Source organism: bacterium, assembly GCA_019695335.1.
Classification (GTDB): Bacteria; CLD3; CLD3; order SB21; family SB21; genus JABWBZ01.
In genome coordinates this window covers 1-20679 of the sequence record JAIBAF010000012.1, presented here as the reverse complement: position 1 = coordinate 20679, position 20679 = coordinate 1, and the positions used below count along the sequence as shown (strand labels likewise).

The following is a 20679-nucleotide window of genomic DNA, read 5'->3' as shown; positions in this document are numbered from 1 at the left end:
GTATCGTAATCAAGGAAATAGGGATAAATGACCAGAGCTTTTATAGTTTTACTTTTAGAATAACCGGTTCATGCAAACGATCCATCGGAAGAATTTTGTTTTCCTTGTCAAAGCTTCCTCCCTGGCTATTCGCAATAAAAAAGAGTTCGCCGCCAATAATCACACCCAATGTCGGTTCATCGAACGCCGAATGACTCGCTTCCAATGTTTCATAGGAATCAACTTGATCGAGCGCTTTATTGAGCTTAAACCGTGCGACACGATGCGGAGTGATACCATTTTGAATCCCGATCAACTGGTTTTTATAAAAATACATCCCATCAATGCCAAGCGTGCAAACATCCGAAGCAAGTTTTAAAAGTTCGCACGATTTGGTGTTCATGTCGATTCGAAAAATCCCCAGCGAATAATCGGCCATAAACAAATATTTTTCATCTTCACTGAACGCAATGCCTTGTGGTGAATTAAAATATCCTTTCGGCAGGAATTCAGTAAGCTCATCCTTTTGAAAATCAATTTTGTATATGCCTTGAGGACGACTGTCGGAAATATACGCATCGCCGTTTTTGGCAATCACCAGATCACCGAACCAGTGCGCGCCGGTATTGGCTGGAGGTAAGTATTTTTTCAATAATTTTTTCGTTTTTAGATCGTATTTAAAGACGGCCGTCTGATTTTCGTTTTCTTTCATGAAACCGTCCATTTGGGGGGTTGCCGTTGTCGTAACCCACAAAATTCTTCTGGCAGCATCAACCTTCATTCCCATGACAGCGAAAAGGCCATCGTCCGGAATGGAAAAATCGCTGACATTGCCTGCTGCATCGCGTTTGACAATTTTCTTTTTGTGAATACTGCTGATATAAAAATTTTTATCCACCGGATCGTAGGCTACACTTTCGGTAATTAAATCCTTCTCGGGTAAAGAAAACGCCGTCGAACTGCGATTGATAGGAAGTTTATTGTCCTCGAATTTTTTGATGACTTTTTTAAAGGTGTCATCGTTAAACATCGTTACGAAATCGCTGTCTTTTGCAATTACCGCATACGATAAGCCCATTCGCCCAAGCCTGTCCAAACATGCTATGGCCTCCTCTTTTTGCCCGTTAACGGCATAAGCTGAAGCAAGATTGAGTATCATTCGCGGCGAGTTTGGACGGAGCTTATTCACTTCAAGCATGTTTTCGAGAAAAGCCGGATAATTTTTAGTCTCATAGGCCCCGACAGCTTGTTGAAAATAATAATTCATGTCTTTCTTTTGTTCTTGTGCCATCAAAGACAAAGCTAACGCTGCAATCAATACAATTATTTTTTTCATACTTTCTTTCATGAGGTTAAATGAACCAAATAATTAAACAGCTTTCGTTCGCTGATCAAATGCCCTAAACAGGTATATTATTTTTTCCATTGATATTTTTTCAAATCAACGCGATCACGAACAAAAATGATTTTTTCTTTTTCGAGTAATTTCTTTTGCAGTTTGAACATAGGACTGTTTTTTGGAAATGAAATTCTGCCTTGCGCATTGATTACCCGAAACCACGGAAAGGACGAGCCTTCCGGTAAGTGGTGCAGTGCGTAGCCGGCCAACCGTGCATGCGATGGAAATCCTGCAATACGCGCTACCTGGCCGTAAGTCGCAACTTTGCCATACGGAATATCGTCAACCGCTTCCCAGATTTTATAATATTTATTGTGATTGTTTTGAGATTTCATCGATCAGTTTTGTTTTTTTCAAAAACCAGTTACGTTCGTCTGCAATCGGTGTCGTATCCGAGGTAACAGTAACCGGATTCTGACCGATCATTATTTTTTGGGTACCGGCACTGGTTCGAACTTCCATCGGCAGTTCGAAGTCAACACCTTCCATGCGTATTGCATATGTCCGCTCGTTCATATGGACAATAACAATTTCCGGAATCTGCGTCGTATATAAAAATGCGGTTATAAATGGTGTATATGCAGTGCCGGCATTTAATTCAACCAATCTGATAAAGTCATCCGTTGAAACATGACGTTGGTAGATATAGTTGGAGTCGGTAGCAAATTCTTTGATAATTTTAAAGCAAACGGAATCGCCGAGCAGAAATCTCAAACTATGTAAAAGTATAGCACCTTTATTATAAATATCCGGATGATACGATTGAAACGAATTGACGTCACGACCGCCAACGATCGGCCTGTTATTTTTGATTTGACGCATGATTTTGTTGATATACACGTGATATCCGGTTTCGCCGGATTTATCCAAATGGTATAATGCTTCGCCGTACGTAGCAAAACCTTCATGAATCCAGAAATCGGCCCAATCGCTCACTGTGACTTTATTGCCCCACCATTCGTGCCCCATTTCATGCAGCATCAATTCGTCAAATGTGTTCCCATTAATAACCTGATACCGATACCCATTCCCATACGAGTTTATCGTTTGATGTTCCATACCGAGATAATCCGTTTCAACAACAGCAAATTTTTCTTTAACAAACGGATATTCGCCAAAAAACTTACGATAAGTATACAACATATCGACAGCCATATCGATCAATGAATCGGCACGGCTTCGATTTTGCGATAAGACGTAATAATAAATCGGCATGGTTAAACCGGATTCTGTACTGTAGGCACGTTGTACGGTCTCATACTTGGCAACATTAATCGCAATATTGTAAAGGTTGATCGGATAATTAGTTCCCCAATAAAAAGTTTTTTCTCCGTTTTGTTCGGCTGTAACCGATCGCAACAGACCGTTGGATGCGCAATAATATCCGTCAGGAACGGTAATATGTAAAGTCACGCTGTCGGGCTCATCGGAAGGGTGATCTTTGCAGGGAAGCCAGATTTTAGCGCCCTCACCTTGACACGAAAGCCCGATCCAATCATCGTTGTTAGCATCTTTAGACCAGTTGAAACCGCCCAGCCACGGCGGATAAAGCGCCGTCAAAGGTTTGCCCGAATAATTAACTTTAATCGCAGCCTTTGCATCTGCAATCAATGCTTTGTCAGGTATGATCCAAAGTTTGTTATTCTGATGTTTAAATCCGGCTTCAGCTCCGTCAACGTCGACATTGGAGACTGTAAAAGTATTCAAAAAATCTAATTCAATTTCCGATAGCGTCGATAAAGCCTTTAAAGTTACGACTACATACCCACTTAACGAGCGGTCTTTCGAATGAATATTCAAATGGATATCATATGCGGTTACGTCGAATAATTTTTGATTGGCCGACAACGGCCCACCTGTTGTATATTTACCCGGTAAAGCATACCGTGAATCCAGATATAAATAAGCCGAGACACCGGCAATGGTCACCACTGCGACAATCCACCCAAACCATTTTAAAATTTTTTTCATATCACTTCTCGAGTTTCTTCATTTTATGACCAATCGATTCTCCGCTCCAAATACCGGCCATGGGAATCCAGAAACACGCCGCGATCCATCCTAACGATTGTTTGAAAGCGCCCCAAAAAACTTCGATGATATTGGAATACGCCATAAGGCTTTCCGGTCCCCGCAAATTAACCGACGTCCATCCGTATATATAATAACCAATAACAAAAATTCCCATTACTACAAAATACCCCAGCAAGTATCCGCAGATCACTGCCGTTCGAAAAACGCCCGGTTCGACCGATCGAACACGTTTGACCAGATAACGCCCTGAAATCAATCCGATGGCCAGCGATGCCATCCAAAACCCAATCAATAACATCCGGTCACGACTGATAAAATCGTTCCGCATCTCCTGACCATACAGCACATAGATGGATGGAATTAAAAAAGGAACTATCCAAAAAGCCGTTAAAATGGTTTTCAGTTTCATTGATTTGAAATTTCGTATGACGATAAAAAAATAATCAATCGATTAATGATTATCAATCCGGAAAAAAGACAAAGGGATTGAATCAATTTCCAAATTCAATCCCTTTTAAATTCTCATTCTAAAGAAAAGAGTTTATTCCAAAGCTCGCACATGAACGTTGCCGCCGGATGTGTGTGCATAGATGGTATTACCGCCGCCGTTGATGCTGCCTTTAATGCGCATTTCGCTGATCTTGCCGGAAATCGTCATCGGCAGATCGCATTCCACTTCGCCGCCGCTGGTGGACAGATCCAAACTTGCGGCTGTATTTTTTGGAACGCTGATATCAATATCGCCGCCTGACGTTTTTACGAAAATACCGTCATTGGCTTTGCGAACACGCACGTCGATATCGCCACCGGAAGTTTCAGCCCTCACTTCGCCTTCTACATCCAGAACTTTGATACGTCCACCGGAAGTCGAAACATCCACTTTGCCTTTCGCTTCGGCAATCATGATATTGCCACCTGACGTCGCCATCCGGATATCACCGTTTGTTTTTTCAACACGGATATTGCCGCCGGATGTACCGAGATCAACCTGGCCTTCGACTTGGTTCAACGATAAGTTACCGCCGGAGGTTTCGCCTTTGATTTTTCCTTTGACCGTTTGGATTTCGATATCGCCGCCGGCCGTACTGAGATACATGTTATATTCACTTGGAACTTTGATCGTGTAATGAACGTCCATATTCCATGAGGTACGGAACCAACTGCGTTTCATCTTTCCGGCAACTTCAATTCCACGTGATGTTTGTTCAGCCGTAATCGTAAAATCTTCCAATGTTCTTTGACTTCCACGCATTTCGACGTAGACCGATACTTCATTGGCCGCCGTGCCTTCGATTGAAACTGATCCGACGTCTGTTGACAAATAAAACGTTTCACCGGGCGAAACTTTAAATTTTTTGTCAAATGTTTTGTCGGCTTCGCCGGCATAGGCTGAAACAGCCATCATAATGATTGCGAAAACCGTTGTTGGAATTAAAAGCTTTTTCATAAAACCTCCTGCGTGTGGGCTTTGTTGGACATCATCATAAACGGAGGATGGAAGGATAAGTTTCAGGAATTAATAAAAAAGAAAGAGAACGCCTCTTTCGAAACGTCCTCTCTCGTCCAAGCAGGGGAAGGAAGGAAATACTATTTTAAAAATTTTTGCGTCAAAAATTGATCGACTGACCATTTGCCACTGCCTTTGATCATAATCGCGATGACTAATCCCAACGCCAGCAAATGGTATTCTATGCCCTCGCCTTGCGGTTTGGCATACCAATTCATGAAAAAGCCCCATCGAAAATGTACGATAGAAATTGCGCCAAGCATCACCAGCCCGATACTAAAGGCCATAAACCGACCGGCCAGGCCGATCACAAGAGCCAGAGCGCCAAGCGATTCCGCCATGATGACCAGGAAAGTCAGAACCGGCGCCACCTGCAATATTTGATCGAAGAATTCGATGGTACCGCTGACGCCCTTGCCGCCGAACCATCCGAAAAGCTTCTGAGCGCCGTGTGGAAAAATCACTCCGCCCAATGCGATCCGTGACACCAATGCCGCCGTGTCGCCGTTTGTCTGAATGAGTTTCTTCCACATGAAATTGCCTCTGCCCTGCTGATCGGATGAATATATCTTGATAACATAAGGGTATATTGGAAAATAAAAAATGCCCCAGAAGGGGCATTTGCTTGTTTTATCTGTCATCATGTTATTTTGATTTTATAAAAATATATTCACCGCGCTTGGTTTCACCATGTTCGATGCCCTCAATCCTAGCCCATAAAGTATCGGCGCCGCGCTTCGTATACCAAATACGTTGCGGAAAATCATGCGCCAAATTTTCAAACGTTATTTCCTCGCCGGAATATTGAATCATTTTAAATGGAACCGCCCCTTGATTGCCTTCAACAATAGCTGAAAAAATTACGGCCTGACGGCGTTGTTCGATAGTCATTTTTTCAAGCATCAGCGTATCGATGGCGGTTACACGGTAACTTGTTCCTGACAGCGTACTGTCATTTTCCTGAGTCCAGATTTCAATCATGGTGCTGCCGGGTTTTTCAATTTTCCATTCACCGACTATCCAAGCTAGTTGCGAAAATTCAAACGGTTTTGTTTCAGTTTTTGTTTCCCGTGAACACCCTGTAAGGATCAAGAAAAACAGGCAGACTTTTTTCATGAGTTTCACTCTTTAATAAAAGTTTAAAAAAATTATTCAAAATTAAATGCCGACTGGGGACGGTTTTTACGCGTTAATAGTTCCGACATCTTGTAAGCTTTTGCAAAATACGACGACGGTAATTCTCCGGCAAACGATTTAAAATCCTTTAAAAAATGTGATTGATCGTAATATCCGCATTCAAATGCCAGCGGCGACCAATCGGTTGCCGATTCCGATTCAAGCGCCCGGAATATGGATTGAAAACGGATGATGCGAGCAAACATTTTTGGTGAAAGTCCCACCTGATTTTTGAATAACCGCTCCATTTGACGCTCGCTGATACCCAGAGTCTGTAGAAAATTTTTTAAATTAATCACACCGTTGCGTGCAAGAATGGCTTGCGTAGCCCATTGTGTCAACTGAAAATCATTTTTGTTGGATCGAAGGCTCGTAGACAACCACGTTTCGATAATTTTTTTTCTGCAAAGTGTGGATGATTGGTCGTAAAGTTCTGAAAAAAAATCTGAAAAAGGAATGAGGTCTTCAATATTGAAAATCCGGTCGGTTATTTCGCTCTGCGGAAATTTAAAAAATGGGAAAGCGCCGCCGGGATGAAATCGAATGCCGAGCAAATCAATTCGTCCGGTAGGCTGGATCATCACATGTTGGGTCATCTGACCCACTACCAATGCTGGTGGCTGAACCTCTACCGAACCGTCTGAATGATATCGTTTGAAAGATTCGCCAAAATTTAAAACCAACTCAAAACAACCGTCGGGCAAAATTCGCTCCGGCTGGACGTGACCGTTATACGTATCGTCGCGTAATTCCCAAAAGCATTCCACATACGGGATTAATTCAGGGCAAGGTATGTGTTGACGATAAATCATTGTTGTTTGAGTAAATTCATCGTGTGTATGAGTAAATCTTTGTTACCCGTTTCGCCATGCCCGGGAATAATGATAGCCGCGTCGGGAAATTTTTTCATTACATGATCAATGGAGATTGGCCACTCATTGAGTACGGCGTCGCCCGTAAATCCAAGGTCGGTCGATTCGGCCGACTTGACCAGGCATCCGCCGAATAAAACATGCACCGACGGGATATAGACAACGATATTGTCGGGTGAATGTCCCGCACCCGGATAATAAACCTGAAATTCCATTTCATCAATGGAGAACGTCGAGTCATGTTGAAATACAACATCAGGAAGTGGTAATTTGTTTTTCTCGGCCATTTGTTTCGTCAGATAGTATGCCATAACCGAGACATGCTCGCGATGCGCTTGCACAATACCACCCAACCGGTCATCGTGAAAATGCGTCGATAAAATCCAGCGGATCGGTTTATTGAATTTTTTCCGAACCCATTTAACCAATTGTATTGTAACCGAGTCGCCCCAAGCTGTATCTACGATGAATACACTTCCGGATGTAACTACAACCAAACCATTTGACGGAAATGGATGGCCGTTCAGGTTTTTGTAAGATGTATGAATCCAAATATTATCAACGAGAGGGCGGGCTACAAGATTTTCAGAGATTTTTTCCTCTTCACCGGCAAAAACGGCTGCATTCAAAAACGTCAACCATAGAAAAACAAAACGCATGACAATTTTCTAAAAATGGGGATTGAACATATTCATGTCAACATATTTCATTCCCACCAATAATTCCAGTAAAATTCGTACGTCTCAACGATCGATCGAACGGATATCTGTCCAGAGCTGACGCCATATTTTCCATTCGCCATTCGACTGTTTGCGATAAACCGACACAGCAAATCCCCATTGATCTTTGGCGATTTTGACATCACCTTTGACATAGGACCACGAAAGAAATGTTTTTTTGAAGGTCGAGGCAATCGTGCTGTCAATCGTGATTGCAACGATCTGATTGTCAAACACGTGAATGGTTGTGACGGAAGAATCTTTTGGAAACCAAAAATTACTAATCGCATCAATGCCTTTGATTGCGCCCATCCCGTTAGGCATGATCATGGCATTTTCTTCAAAAAGTGAGAGAACGCCATTTTCGTCGTTGCGTAACCAAGCTTCAGTATAACGTTCATTAATAGCACGAATGGTGCGTTCATCAGAGGTATCTTTGACAGATTCGCATGAAACCGCCAGGATCAGGCAACCGATCAGTAATACGGATCTAATGTTTGCGTATGTAAATAAAATCATAAGCTATTTGCCAGTTCTTTCCATTGTCAAGCGACATCTCGGAATATTGCCGGACTTTATCCGGTCCGAGGTTATAAAAAATCATTTTCCTTAAAATTTTCTTCCCGCTGGCTCGATGAGTTTCTCCTTCGAAGACCATGGCGCCGTCACGGTATTCACCGATAAATTCGCTAACATTGCCAACGTGATCTACCCATGTTTGCCGCCATTTTTTCAAATAACGGTCATAGAAATTAATGCTCTTGCCCGTATAACCGTCACTTTGTGAGTAATTTTCCATGATAATTGAACTGTCGACCAAAAATTGTTCGACGCTGGTCGCAATGACTTGCTCGGAATCCGTGACCTCCCATTCACCAATCCAAAAATCGAACTGACGTTGCGGCTTTACTTCTTGAGCGTTCAAACTTGTAAAACTTACAATCAAACAAATCGCCAAAATACTTCTGCACATATTTCTTCCTGTTTATTTTTTTCGCCAATAATGGCCGTCAAATGTAGTCGTCCAAGTTTTACCGTCGTCTGTGCTGTTTTCGATAAATTGCCGTACATGATCAGGCGACAGGTTGTAGAACGTCATTTTTGTAATCGTCATGACGCCGCCTTGTAAAAACGGATCCGTTACAAACCACATCGCGTTATCGTGGTACGTGCCATTAAAAAGTGTGACCGCGCCGGAATTATCGACATAAAATTGCTGCCACTTATTGATGCTCGAATTATAGGCATTAAAACTCCTGCCGATATATCCGCCCGGGTTGGTGTAATGTTCATGAATCGAACAATCGTTCAGGATTCTTGTGATAGAACTGGTGCCTACGGTCACCCCTTGTGGATTTTTGACATCCCACTCGCCGACCCAGAAATTGAATTGCTGCGCTTCGGCAATGTGGGCACACGGGGCCGCATTGGAATCAGCTTTTGCCAGGATCGTTTTAAAGCGCTCATCATTTTTAATCCCTTTAAAATCCGCTTCATTTTCAATCATCGCTTTATTGGAAAAGCCCCAGTTCATGGCTTTGGTCAGCCATTCAAAAGCTTCGTTATTTTTTTGCATGAGTGCATTGACTCTGGCCGACCGAAGCATAATGGCAATTTTCAAATACCCTTTTTGATCGGCTTTTTCGTACGCTTTCAACGCCTGTGCATATTGCCCGAGCGCCTGCAAACAATTGCCTGACCGAAACAGTGCGTATGCATTATTGCTGTCTTTTTTTGCAATCGCCTCATAGTGTTTTAAGGCTTCCGGATACTTTTGCAAATTAAAAAGAGTGTCGGCTTTGGACATATCTTGCGCCCACGTTAAATGATTAATAAAAAAAATAAAAATGATCGCAATACCTACCGGCTTCATAAATAAAATCCTTATTAATAAAATTGATGAAGAAAAGTAGGAATGAAGCGCGTGATAAACCGTACCCAATTGGGGTGTAAAAAAATCAGATGAGTTTTCGTCTCAGAGCCGTGATGACAGCCTCGGATTTAGAATGGACGTGGAGTTTGCGGTAAATATTTTTAATGTGAGCGTGCACCGTGTCACGGCTTACATTGATACGATCGGCGATTAGTTTGTAACTCAATCCTTCGCACAATTTGGACAATACTTCTTTCTCACGTTCGGTTAGCACGACGCCGGGTTCGATCTTGAACGATGCAACGACCATTCGCGCAATAGGCGCACTCATGGGCGCACCGCCCTGATGAATATCTTTGATTGCCTGTAAAATCTGCGATGGCGACGCCGTTTTGATCAGGTAACCTGTCGCACCGGCGCACAACGATTCAAAAACCATGGTATCTTCCTGATGAACCGTCAACATTAATATATCGACCTCAGAAGCGTTGGCCTTGATTTTTCGAATGACGTCGATCCCGCTCATGCCGGGCAATTCAATATCGAGCAATAAAACATCGGGAAGATTCTTTTTCAAAGCATCAACCGCACTCTCGCCATCGCCGAATTCTCCGACCAATTGGAATCCCTTCGTACTATTCAGCAGAAGCTTCAATCCTTGCCGGATGTCCTGATCATCTTCAACAATCGCCACTTTGATCATGCAAATAATCCTTTAATGGACGAGATGATATCCCAACGAGAACGCTTGGCGTTACTGGACGCAACTACGATCTGATAACGACTGCCAATTAAGGCAAGGCGCGTTCCATTTTCTGATGATTGAATATTGAACTGCGCATTGATCTTGGCGGCCCTTAAACGCATATTGGATAATCCGTTACCTTTTCGAGGGCTCTCGCCCAATCCTTTGCCATTATCGCTCAAGTAGATTCCAAAATCGGTGCTACATAATTCAATAACTAATTCTGCCTGACCGGCATTGGAATGTTTTAAAATATTGTTCATGCCTTCTTTGAAAATCAGCGTTGCGTGACGTCTCCAGTCCATGGAAAGTTTCACATCAACGAGGTTTTCCGAGATACCTTTAACGCTAAACTGTACGGAAGATGAATCAAAAAGATCATATCCGAAATCCCTTAAATTGACGATCAGGTCTAAGAGCGTATCTTTCTGAGGATCGAGCGTCCAGATAAAATCGCGCGTATTGACCGACAAACTGTTCGCTGCATCGGTGACTTTTCCAAGATGGGACGCCATCTCTTCATCATGAACATCCATTTTACGACGGATCAATTCACCGAATAAATTAATCTTTGTCAATTTGTGCCCGAGCTCGTCATGAAAGTCTTGCGAAACCTGCTTTCGCACGCGTTCACGCTCTTCAATTCGTAAAGTTTCTTCTCGTAATTTTTGCCGCACTATCCGGCGATGAAGAACGGCTAATGTCAGCACGAAAATCATCACACACGCGGCATAAAACCACATCGTTTTCCAAAACGGAGGCGTAATAATAATTTTCACTGTACGTTCGTTAGCGCTCCACACGCCGTCATGATTAGTCCCTTTGACGTGGAAAATATACGCTCCGGGCGCCAGTCCCGTATAGACGGCTTCAGGGGACTTCGTATAAACCCAATCGGGGTCAATGCCTGAAAGCTGGTAAGCATAACGATTTTTTTCCGGAGCTGTAAAATCCAACGAGCTGAAAGCGACTGTAATAAAATTTTCAGTGTAATCTAGGATCAGTTCACTGTTTTGAAAAGTGGCTGGAAAACGATCGAATTTCTTGATCTCTGTAATTTCAATATCGGGATGAAACGGATTATCCAGAATTGTTTCAGGTGACACGGTATTCACTCCGAGAATTCCGCCAAAATATAATTTTTCGGAAGCACTCTTAAAATAAACACCCGGCGAAAAAAGATTGCTTTGCAATCCATCGGCAATGTCATAATTGTGAAATGCTCCGGTTTTTTTATCAAACCGGCTCAAGCCTTTATGCGTACTGATCCACAAGCGATGATCGCTATCTTCTAAAATACCGCAAACGACGCTGTTAGGTAATCCATCTTTTTCATGATAGGCAATAAATTGCCCGGAGGACGCATTGAATCGATTGAGACCTCCAGCCGTTCCAACCCATAATTCACCGTCAGTATCCTGCAGCAGCGAATACACGTAAGGATTGCTCAAACCGGTAGTATCGTTCGTCCGGTGCATAAAAATTCGAACTGAATCATTTTCATATAGTAATAATCCTCCAAGCGTTCCAATCCATATTCGATTTTCGCGATCTTCGTAAACTACTTTCACTGAACGAACCAATTCCGAAACGGAACCGATCGATTGTATAACGTCCGTAACCTTATGAGTATGTTTATCGAGTTTGTACAATCCTAAGCCGTCGGTTCCAATCCACAAATTTTTCGCATGGTCTTCAAACAGGAACGAAATTTCAGCTTTCAGTAATCGTGAGTTATCGCTCAATAACCTCCACTGCTTGCTATTCGGATCAAATTCGAACAATCCTTGCGTACGCGTCCCAATCCAAAAATGGGATCCGGATTTCAGCACCGATGTGACATCAAAATTTTTACCGGGTGTGAAAAGCTCGATGTTTCCGGTCAGTGAATTCCACCGGTTCAATCCCTGTTTAGTTCCCATCCAAACGTTGCCACCTTCATCTTCTATAACGCAATTCACAGCAGGATCGCCAATGAGTGGATCGTTTTTTATGGACAAAAATTTATTCGCATATCGTGAAAAAGTATATACGCCGTCATAATACACGGAAAACCACAACAATCCCGAACGATCCTCCAGAATAGACACTACCGGCTTTAACGGGTTTTGAAAATGTTTGTATACGACCGGTACTTTTCCGGGCTCCTGCAGCCATAACCCTTCGCCGGTTCCAATCCATAATACGCCTTCACGATCTTTTACAATATTTATAATTCGTTGTGATCCGAAAATTTCAGGAAATACTTTTTCAAAAATTTCAGATGCTGGGTTAAACTGAAAAATACCTTTTCCAGTTCCAACCAACAAATTGGATCCATCACATAGCAACGAAACGACGGACATCTTTCCTGAATTTGTTGAGGGAAAGTATGAAGTAAATTTTTTCAGTTTTGAATCCCATTTTCCAAGTCCATTGTCAAAAGTTCCAATCCACATTACCCCGTCTTTTCCACGCCGGAGCGTTCGTATCGATTCAATCCTGATCGAATAAACAGAATCGCTTTCACATTGGATGAAAACAGGATTAGAATCATGTCTCATCGACGACGGCAGGACAAAAATACCGTTGCCTTGGGTTGCAAACCAAATATTTCCCTCTTCATCCTTTTCTATATCCCAGACAATTGTTTCCGTTGCATTGGAATCCGGAAAATAACGGACAAATTTGCCTGTTGTCGGATCAAAGCGATTAAGTCCACCGCCGTACGTGCCGACCCAAAGACAACCGTCGTCATCTTCATCAAGGCACACAATATCGTCATGGGACAGGCTGTTGGCATCCGCAGGATCGTGGCGATAGGTCGTATAGCGATAACCGTCATACCGCACAAGCCCATGTAAAGTCCCCAGCCAGACATAACCTTTGCGATCCTGATGGATAGCAAAAACAGCATTGGAAGAAACGCCTTCTTCCAAAGGCAATTTCTGCGGCATCATTCGTGTGATTTGAGAATGTAAGAAAGAAACGAATGCTGTCTGCAGAAGAATGTAGATCCAAAGTTTCATACTATGACTTAAATTTCGGCAATCTCTTCTTCAAGAAGTTGCCGTTGATACATATCGGCATAGATACCATCCAAGGCAACCAATTGCTCATGCGTGCCTTGTTCGATGATAGCGCCTTCAGATAATAAGATGATCCAATCCGCTTGTTTCACAGTCTGTATACGATGGCTAACCAGCAAAGTCGTACGATTTTCCATCAACACCTTCAGTCGTGTCAGAATTTCATCTTCAGTATGCGTGTCGACGCTGGAAAGTGCGTCATCGAGAATCAGAATTTTTGGCTCGCGTATCACTGCACGTGCGATGGCAAGCCGTTGTTTCTGTCCTCCGGAAAGTGTAATGCCGCGTTCGCCGATTACCGTATCATATTTTTCCGGAAAGTCTTCTACATTGGATTTTAATTGCGCGACGTCTGCGGCCCAAACGGCTTTGTTCGTATCCGTATGTTCTACGCCAAAAAGAATATTATTCAAGATTGTATCGGAAAAAAGAAACGTATCCTGCGGAACCATCCCGATATGGCGACGCAATATATCGATCGGGATATCGTGAATTTCGACATCGTCGATAAAAATCGTATTTTTCGGAATTTCATACAACCGCGGAATCAGATTGACCAGCGTACTTTTTCCCGAACCGGTGTGCCCGACAATACCTAACGTCATACCGGCATGAATGTTTACGTTGATATTTTTTAAAACCGGCTCGGATCCGTTGTAATGAAAAGTCAGATTACGGATTTCAATTTTTCCTTCGATCGTTTGAATCGGTTTCGCAGAAGGCGCGTCAACAATTCGAGGAGCAGTTTCGAAAATTTCATTCATACGTTTCATCGAAGCCGATCCGCGCTGAAAAATATTGATGACCCATCCAAGTGCGATCATCGGCCAGATCAAAACGGCAAGATAAAAATTAAACGCCGTGAATTGCCCCAGCGTAATATCACCCATCATCACCAGCCGTCCACCCTGCCAGAGCAATATGGCTACACTCAACCCTATCGTCAATACCACACTCGACATCATGATACCGCGTACGCGAACGGCATCCATATTCAATCGAATGTAATCGGAATTGAGCAACCTGAATTTTTCAATCTCGTGATCCTCACGTACGAATGATTTAATCACGCGGATGCCGGAAAAATTTTCCTGCGCACACGAACTGATATCGGATAATTTTTCCTGAACTTTCTGAGACCGGTGATGAATCAGCTTTGACAATTGATTAATGGCAAAAGAAAGAACCAACAGTGGAACGAATGCAAGTAAGGTCAGTTTGGGACTGATGTGAATCATCATCGGAACCACGTACACGAATGCGATAATGGTGTTGGCCGTGTACATAATTCCAGGCCCGAGAACGTCTCTCACGGCACTGAGATCATTGATCATGCGGCTCATCAGGTCCCCGGTTCGCGTATATTGAAAAAACTGCAGGTGCAGTTTCTGCAAATGCGCAAAAAAATCATTACGTAAATCGTATTCAATTTTCCTCGATGCAACGATCAATGTCTGTCGCATAGCATACAAAAAAATACCGTGAAAAATTTCAATCGACACATACAATCCGATAAAAACAAACACCAGTTCAATCCCCCATCCGTCATGTACCCATCGGACAAGCGCGCTGTACCATGAATCAGAGACCGCCGCATCTTTTAAATGGTCAATGGCTTCCCGGACAATTTGCGGTCCCATTGATTGAAAAAAATTTTTAAAAACGACCAGAGCAAATCCGACAAGCAATAACTTTTTGTACCGTTTGAGATAAGGAGCTAAACTTCGAATCATTTTTCTGTCGTCCTGTGCGCTGGCTGATTGATATTATAAAGATTGTTTTCCTGCATATAAGTTATAACCGCATCGGGCACCATGTAACGAATGGATTCCCCGGCATAGATTCGTTTACGGATATCGGAAGATGAAATACTGATCAATGGAATATCCATGATCTGAGCGCGATGGCGAAACCGTGTTTCGGCGTCGGCTGGATTGAATCCTTCGCGCGGATATACGGCTAATGTAGCTTGCTTGATAATATCATCCGGCCGGTGCCAGCTTGAAAATTGCACCAGCGAATCCGCGCCGATAATCAGGAAAAATTCCGCCGCCGGGTATCTTTTTTGTAAAAGCCCGAGCGTCGTTACCGTATACGATGGATCCGTGTGCGAGTTTTCAATATCGCTGCATTCAAACGATTCGTGGCCAGCTATAGCCAATTGCGTCATCCTGAACCGATGCTCGAACGGCAGCATGTCCTCATTGTGTTTGTGCGGCGGCCTCGGCGACGGAATAAAAAGAACTCTGTCAAGATTCAATCGGTCCCGAACCGTTTCCGCAATGATAAGGTGTGCCGTGTGAACCGGATTAAACGTTCCGCCGAATATTCCTAAAGATAATTTCATAAAAAAATCCCGCATCCGCAAAAGTCATCAAGCGGTTGCGGGAAAACTTTAAATGATTAATTTATTTACCTTCTTGCGATAATTTCGTTCCGCCTTGCTTTTTCTGCAACTCATCGATTTCTTTTAGAATTTTCTGCGCTTCTTCGGCCAATTCCATGTCTTTGTCTTTTTCATCGGCAAAACGTTTCAAAATCAGCGACGCTTTCTGAAATTCTTTTAGCTTGAAATAACAATAGCCTTTCCAGAATTTTGACGGCGTGGCAAATTTAGAATCATAAAAATCGGTAATAACCTGATCGTAATAAACAATGGCCGCATCATACTCGCTCAATTTACGATAAATATTGGCGCTTTCAAACTGCTTGCGCGCCAGTTTCGTTTTGATGATATCGTGAATTTTATCGACGTCGGCCCGGCGTTCACTCGACGGGTAAAGATCTAAATAATTTTGAACGGCCTTCAATGCTTCGTAGGTAAACTTCTGGTCAAGTGCAAAATTAGGCGATAATTCATCATAACAAATAACCAGATGGTACATCGATTTCTCGACAAATTCACTTTTCGGGTAAGACGAAACGACGCGTTCGTATTCCGACGCGGCCGACACATAATCTTTTTGTTCGAAATAACATTCGGCGAGATAATACTGAGCATCGTCGGCGACATCCGAGCCACTATATTTGTATGTTATGAGGGAAAATTCTTCCTGTGCCTTGAGGTATTGTTTCTTTTGGAAAAATTTCATGGCATACTGGAAATGTTCGCGGGAGGTCATATATTGCGTGACGTTTTTCTTACCACCACACGATGCCGTTAACAGTACTATAACAAACATTCCCAGCAAAATTCTTTTAATCAACATGCAATCCTTTCTTGATGAACTTTAAATTTAACTCTTTGATTTGGTCAACTCGAACGTATGTTTTAAAAATACTTTAAATTTTTCTGAATTCGCAACCCTGTCATATTCAATTTTTATAATGCCCGCCGGTTTTTTATTGGTACTCAGATGGTATTCCATCCGCTTGATCTGATCGAGATACCGGTTTTCAAGCGTTGAAATATAATCTTTATATTTTCCAGAATTTTTTGTGTCCGCACGCAAATCTTTGACTATGTTTTCGATAACAGCTCCGGTTTTTGCGATATTGGTCTTTAATTCGTTTTTCAAAATATTTTGTTCTGCATAGAATTTTTTCCAGTCATCAACAGTTGACTGTTCGGCATAGCCGGTGGCTTTTGCAAGATATTGCTGAAACCGATCGTCGTTCATCAAGGCTATAAATTCGGAACGTACTTGCGGAGCTGATTTTTTACCCCCTTCAAGGCTGTCTTTATTATCGACAAGGGCAAAAAAATCATCGTCGCGAAGTTTGGAAATAATTTCTTCATGTGCCGCATCTTTATCTTCGGCCAACGCATCAAGTAATTTAGACATGAACCGGTGGTATTCATCGATCAGCGGTACGACTTCTTGTTTGGCGCGAATTTGTGAGTTTTCAAAATGTCGCCATCCAATCGCGTCCTGGATCAATGCAAAAATCAAATTGAGCGAACGCTGAAGATGCCGCGGATATTCAGGCTTGTCTAAACGCCGCGTCAGTAGATAAGTTGCGTAATTTTTGATATCCAAAACCGTTTCTTCGAAATCGCCGTCTTCTTTAGAACGATCAAGAATCGATTCGGGTATAATATTTTTTTCTACGGCTTCTTTTTCGATGACTTCGATTGATGCCGTTTTAAAAAGCGCTTTGACTTTCTGTTCGACGTATTCGGAATTAAAATTAGCCCCGTCATCGGATCCTTTTGTAATCGTCCCGGCTTTCACGTATTCGTTAATGGCGAGATTCAGCTCGATATCGTTGATCGTTTCCAGAATTCGGAACACACCGTTCTTATCTAATTCGATCTTTTCTTGATCAATCAATGACTCTACTTGATTCATCGTTAAAAAAGCACGCTCGGCTTTATTGAAAAAAGAAAGGCGTTTGCGAACTTCGTTGAAATGTGAAACGCGTTGTTGCAATTCCTGTTCTTGCGGTTTCAATTCCGGAGTCAATTTCGTATAATCGACGCCAACATGATCGGTTGACAGTTTCAGATACGCCGGATCGATCTGATATTTACTCATGAGCCTCGCTGATAAATACCGCGCCGACAATGCTGCTTTTTTGATGTCGGGATCTTCTTCTTTCATCACGCCCTTGTCAATGCAAGGGAGCTCCGCTTTGAAATATTCCACAACGCGCTGATAGTGCTCGTTTTTAACATCCAACTCACCGATGAGTTCGACAAATTCATACACTTCTTTGATCTGGAAACCTTTGACTTTAAAAATCATCGATGTGAGATACTGCGTCTCGATAGCGATCTCGATCAACTTGCCCGGTTCGTGAATTGATTCGTCCGGGTTATCTAAACGTCGGGCAAATGAAATGGCCGCGATAGTCTGATCCGCTATATTCTCCGACATCAACGTCTGACGAATTGCAACTTTGTCTTTGTCCGCAACAGGTTCGAAGCGATCCTTTTTTAATTTTTCCTCATATTGCTCGAGGGCAATTTCAACCTCAAGTTCATTCATCAGTTTCAGCCATTCTAACTTTTCAGTTTTTGAGCCCAGTTCGATATTCAGTTCGCCTGATAACGTGTCTTTGATAATCCGGTCAAGAATTCTAAACTGGCGTCGGATATTATTCGACTGCCCGAGACGATTAATGATAATGCCTTCCAGCGTTTCATTAGGATAACCGTATTCGGCTAGTTGCATCTGCAATTTGGATAACAAGTAAATATTGACGAGATCTTTCATGTTGATCGATTCGCTTTTTCTCATTGTCTCGTCACGTTTCATCGCTTCGGCAAGCAAATTGACGGTGAATACGCTTTTGGTTTTCCCATCGCCGTTCAGATCGATGGCGTCGATAATCTGGATCAAATGGATGAAGGTTTCCGTATCCCGGATTTTACGATCAAATAATTCTTTCAACCCTTTCGAATGGGATGAATCATTGGATTTCTCGGCGACAGCTTTTTCCAGAACGATATTAAAGATCGCATGTTCGATAGAATTATCGAACAGTTCGTTTAATTTCCCTTCGAAAATCGGAATAGCGAAATTGGAAGATTTATTGACCAGCAACGACAAGAGCATATTGATAACCGGCTCAGGCACCAATTTTGTTTCCAGCATGACTTCCATTTTGGTGAGCGCAGTAATATCTTCAATTTTACTGATCAGAAGTGTTTTGCCGGCTGTTTTTTTCTTGTCAATTTCTTCTTCTATTTTTTCAATAACGGCCGTCAATTCGACGTCGTTAAATGTAACGAGTTTGACTTCGTATTGAGAAATATGTTCGGGCATCAGTTTTCCCGGAAAATCAGGAGCTTGAACCATCGACATCAGTTTGCGGATCAAGTCGTTTTTTTCATCGCTCCCGTTCACAGCGCGTGTTCCTCCACTCGCCATAAAACCTCTGCATATCTATAATTTCTAATAGTTTGAGAAAATGTAAGCTATTCACTTAATCATAGCAAGCATTAATTCCTTACGCTTGACTTTCGAATGCGATTTCGATAATTTGAACGGCATCATTCACCTAAACCAATCCTCAGGACTAACTACAAAGGCATGGAAGCTATTTCTTCGTTTGAAATTACGATTTTCTTTTTACTCATTTTCCTGTCCGGTTTTTTTTCGAGCGTCGAAACGGCCATGCATTCGCTCAGCAAAATCACCATCAAAAAAATTCTTTCCGAAGGCGGCTTGAGCGGCAAAATACTCGGTGTCTGGACGGGTAATCAGGAACAATTTTTGAGCGCCATCTATTTTGGCAATAATATTCTTAAAGTCAGTGCGTCCGTACTGGCCGCCAGCATCGCCATTGACTTTGCACGGTTTCACGAATTGTACGAGCCGTATGCGCTGGGAATTTCGATTTTAATCAGCACGCTATTTTTTCTCATTATCGGCGAAGTGGCGCCTAAAACCGTAGCACAACATAGCCCCGAAAAAACATTTCTGATTTTGGCTGCTCCAATTAATTTTACGCTTACGCTCTTACGCCCTTTCAGCGCATTTTTTTCTACGATATCACGATTCGTCGTGTGGCTGCTCGGCAGCAGTCTATCGCGGAAAAACCTCAATGTTACGGAAGAGGAGATCCGCGCCATTGTGGAAGCCGGTGAGAAAGACGGTGCAATCGAAGAAGATGAAAAACAGATGATCCACAGCATCATCGCATTGGGCGATACGACGGCTAAAGAAATCATGGTGCCGCGTGTGGATATGATATGCGTCGATGTGGAAACCCCTATGGAAGAAATTCTGGACATCATGGCGCGCGAAAAATTGTCGCGAATTCCGGTTTATGAACATTCGATTGATACGATCGTCGGCATTCTCCATATTAAAAACGTAATGAATTTTTGGCGAAAAAACATACAGGATATGACCGCCATCGAATTTATCACCATGCCGTATTTCGTTCCTGAAACTAAAAAAGTCGACGAACTTCTTCGGGAATTTCAATCCAAGCACATGCAAATGGCAATTGTAGTGGATGAATACGGCGGCACGGCGGGATTGATCACCATGGAAGATATTATCGAAGAAATTGTCGGAGAAATTACGGACGAATATGATGATCACGGCCCGATGATTCGCAAACAAGAGGACGGCTCTTACCTTATCGACTCAAAATTTGAAATTGACGCGCTCAACGAACAGCTTGGACTTCAAATTCCTTCAGGCGATTATCAAACTATCGGCGGCTTAATTATGTGGATCCTGCGCCGCGTACCGAAGAAAAATGAAATCGTTGCGTATGAAAATCTCAAATTTACTGTTATCGAAGCCGATCGGAAACGCGTTCATAAAGTCGTTTTGAGTTTTTAATACTGTTAAATTTATGATTACAATTTACGCCCAGCTTCAGGAAAAAGAATTTGTCAAATCGAT

19 protein-coding genes are annotated in these 20679 nt (G+C 42.6%); 1 reads left to right on the top strand and 18 read right to left on the bottom strand.

The window, feature by feature from the left end; translation table 11 throughout:
• Positions 1 to 40 precede the first annotated feature (40 nt).
• The 18 genes from K1X84_04670 to K1X84_04585 form a co-directional block, all read right to left on the bottom strand.
• Positions 41 to 1315, bottom strand: a complete 1275-nt coding sequence (locus K1X84_04670) for a hypothetical protein (protein MBX7150908.1) — start codon at positions 1313 to 1315, stop codon at positions 41 to 43.
• 77 nt (positions 1316 to 1392) lie between these two features.
• Entirely contained in the window at positions 1393 to 1713 is a 321-nt protein-coding gene (locus K1X84_04665) for an MGMT family protein (GenBank protein MBX7150907.1), read from the bottom strand.
• A complete protein-coding gene (locus K1X84_04660; GenBank protein MBX7150906.1) occupies positions 1688 to 3349 on the bottom strand; it encodes a M1 family metallopeptidase in 1662 nt (553 codons plus the stop codon). The genes K1X84_04665 and K1X84_04660 overlap by 26 nt, the downstream gene beginning before the upstream one ends.
• Position 3350: 1 nt before the next feature.
• Positions 3351 to 3821: a hypothetical protein gene (locus tag K1X84_04655; protein ID MBX7150905.1), complete on the bottom strand. Its 471-nt coding sequence runs from the start codon at positions 3819 to 3821 to the stop codon at positions 3351 to 3353.
• A gap of 132 nt (positions 3822 to 3953) precedes the next feature.
• Positions 3954 to 4859, bottom strand: coding sequence for a DUF4097 domain-containing protein (locus K1X84_04650; protein MBX7150904.1), 906 nt, complete (start codon positions 4857 to 4859; stop codon positions 3954 to 3956).
• Between the two features lie 140 nt (positions 4860 to 4999).
• The gene (locus tag K1X84_04645) at positions 5000 to 5452 is read right to left on the bottom strand and encodes a DoxX family protein (protein ID MBX7150903.1); all 453 of its coding nucleotides are present in this window, start codon (positions 5450 to 5452) and stop codon (positions 5000 to 5002) included.
• Between the two features lie 112 nt (positions 5453 to 5564).
• Positions 5565 to 6035, bottom strand: coding sequence for a hypothetical protein (locus tag K1X84_04640; protein ID MBX7150902.1), 471 nt, complete (start codon positions 6033 to 6035; stop codon positions 5565 to 5567).
• A 32-nt stretch (positions 6036 to 6067) separates the two neighbouring features.
• A complete protein-coding gene (locus K1X84_04635) occupies positions 6068 to 6862 on the bottom strand; it encodes a helix-turn-helix domain-containing protein (GenBank protein MBX7150901.1) in 795 nt (264 codons plus the stop codon).
• 41 nt (positions 6863 to 6903) lie between these two features.
• Entirely contained in the window at positions 6904 to 7626 is a 723-nt protein-coding gene (bla, locus tag K1X84_04630) for a subclass B1 metallo-beta-lactamase (GenBank protein ID MBX7150900.1), read from the bottom strand.
• 84 nt (positions 7627 to 7710) lie between these two features.
• The gene (locus K1X84_04625) at positions 7711 to 8205 is read right to left on the bottom strand and encodes a nuclear transport factor 2 family protein (GenBank protein MBX7150899.1); all 495 of its coding nucleotides are present in this window, start codon (positions 8203 to 8205) and stop codon (positions 7711 to 7713) included.
• On the bottom strand, positions 8177 to 8659 hold the full coding sequence (locus tag K1X84_04620; protein MBX7150898.1) for a hypothetical protein: 483 nt from the start codon (positions 8657 to 8659) through the stop codon (positions 8177 to 8179). Before K1X84_04620 ends, K1X84_04625 begins: the two co-directional genes overlap by 29 nt.
• 12 nt (positions 8660 to 8671) lie before the next feature.
• A complete protein-coding gene (locus tag K1X84_04615; GenBank protein MBX7150897.1) occupies positions 8672 to 9559 on the bottom strand; it encodes a tetratricopeptide repeat protein in 888 nt (295 codons plus the stop codon).
• 85 nt (positions 9560 to 9644) lie between these two features.
• Positions 9645 to 10262 (bottom strand): response regulator transcription factor, encoded by a 618-nt coding sequence (locus tag K1X84_04610; protein ID MBX7150896.1) that lies wholly within the window; start codon positions 10260 to 10262, stop codon positions 9645 to 9647.
• The gene (locus tag K1X84_04605; protein MBX7150895.1) at positions 10259 to 13312 is read right to left on the bottom strand and encodes a hypothetical protein; all 3054 of its coding nucleotides are present in this window, start codon (positions 13310 to 13312) and stop codon (positions 10259 to 10261) included. Before K1X84_04605 ends, K1X84_04610 begins: the two co-directional genes overlap by 4 nt.
• Positions 13313 to 13320: 8 nt before the next feature.
• Positions 13321 to 15105, bottom strand: a complete 1785-nt coding sequence (locus K1X84_04600; protein ID MBX7150894.1) for an ABC transporter ATP-binding protein/permease — start codon at positions 15103 to 15105, stop codon at positions 13321 to 13323.
• Complete coding sequence (gene nadD, locus K1X84_04595) at positions 15102 to 15719, bottom strand: nicotinate-nucleotide adenylyltransferase (GenBank protein ID MBX7150893.1); 618 nt, start codon at positions 15717 to 15719, stop codon at positions 15102 to 15104. The genes K1X84_04600 and nadD overlap by 4 nt, the downstream gene beginning before the upstream one ends.
• A 61-nt stretch (positions 15720 to 15780) precedes the next feature.
• Positions 15781 to 16581, bottom strand: a complete 801-nt coding sequence (bamD, locus tag K1X84_04590; GenBank protein ID MBX7150892.1) for an outer membrane protein assembly factor BamD — start codon at positions 16579 to 16581, stop codon at positions 15781 to 15783.
• Between the two features lie 27 nt (positions 16582 to 16608).
• Positions 16609 to 19188: a hypothetical protein gene (locus tag K1X84_04585; protein ID MBX7150891.1), complete on the bottom strand. Its 2580-nt coding sequence runs from the start codon at positions 19186 to 19188 to the stop codon at positions 16609 to 16611.
• Positions 19189 to 19350: 162 nt separating this feature from the next.
• On the opposite strand from K1X84_04585, the gene K1X84_04580 reads away from it, so the two are divergent.
• On the top strand, positions 19351 to 20616 hold the full coding sequence (locus K1X84_04580) for a hemolysin family protein (GenBank protein ID MBX7150890.1): 1266 nt from the start codon (positions 19351 to 19353) through the stop codon (positions 20614 to 20616).
• The last annotated feature ends 63 nt before the right edge of the window (positions 20617 to 20679 follow it).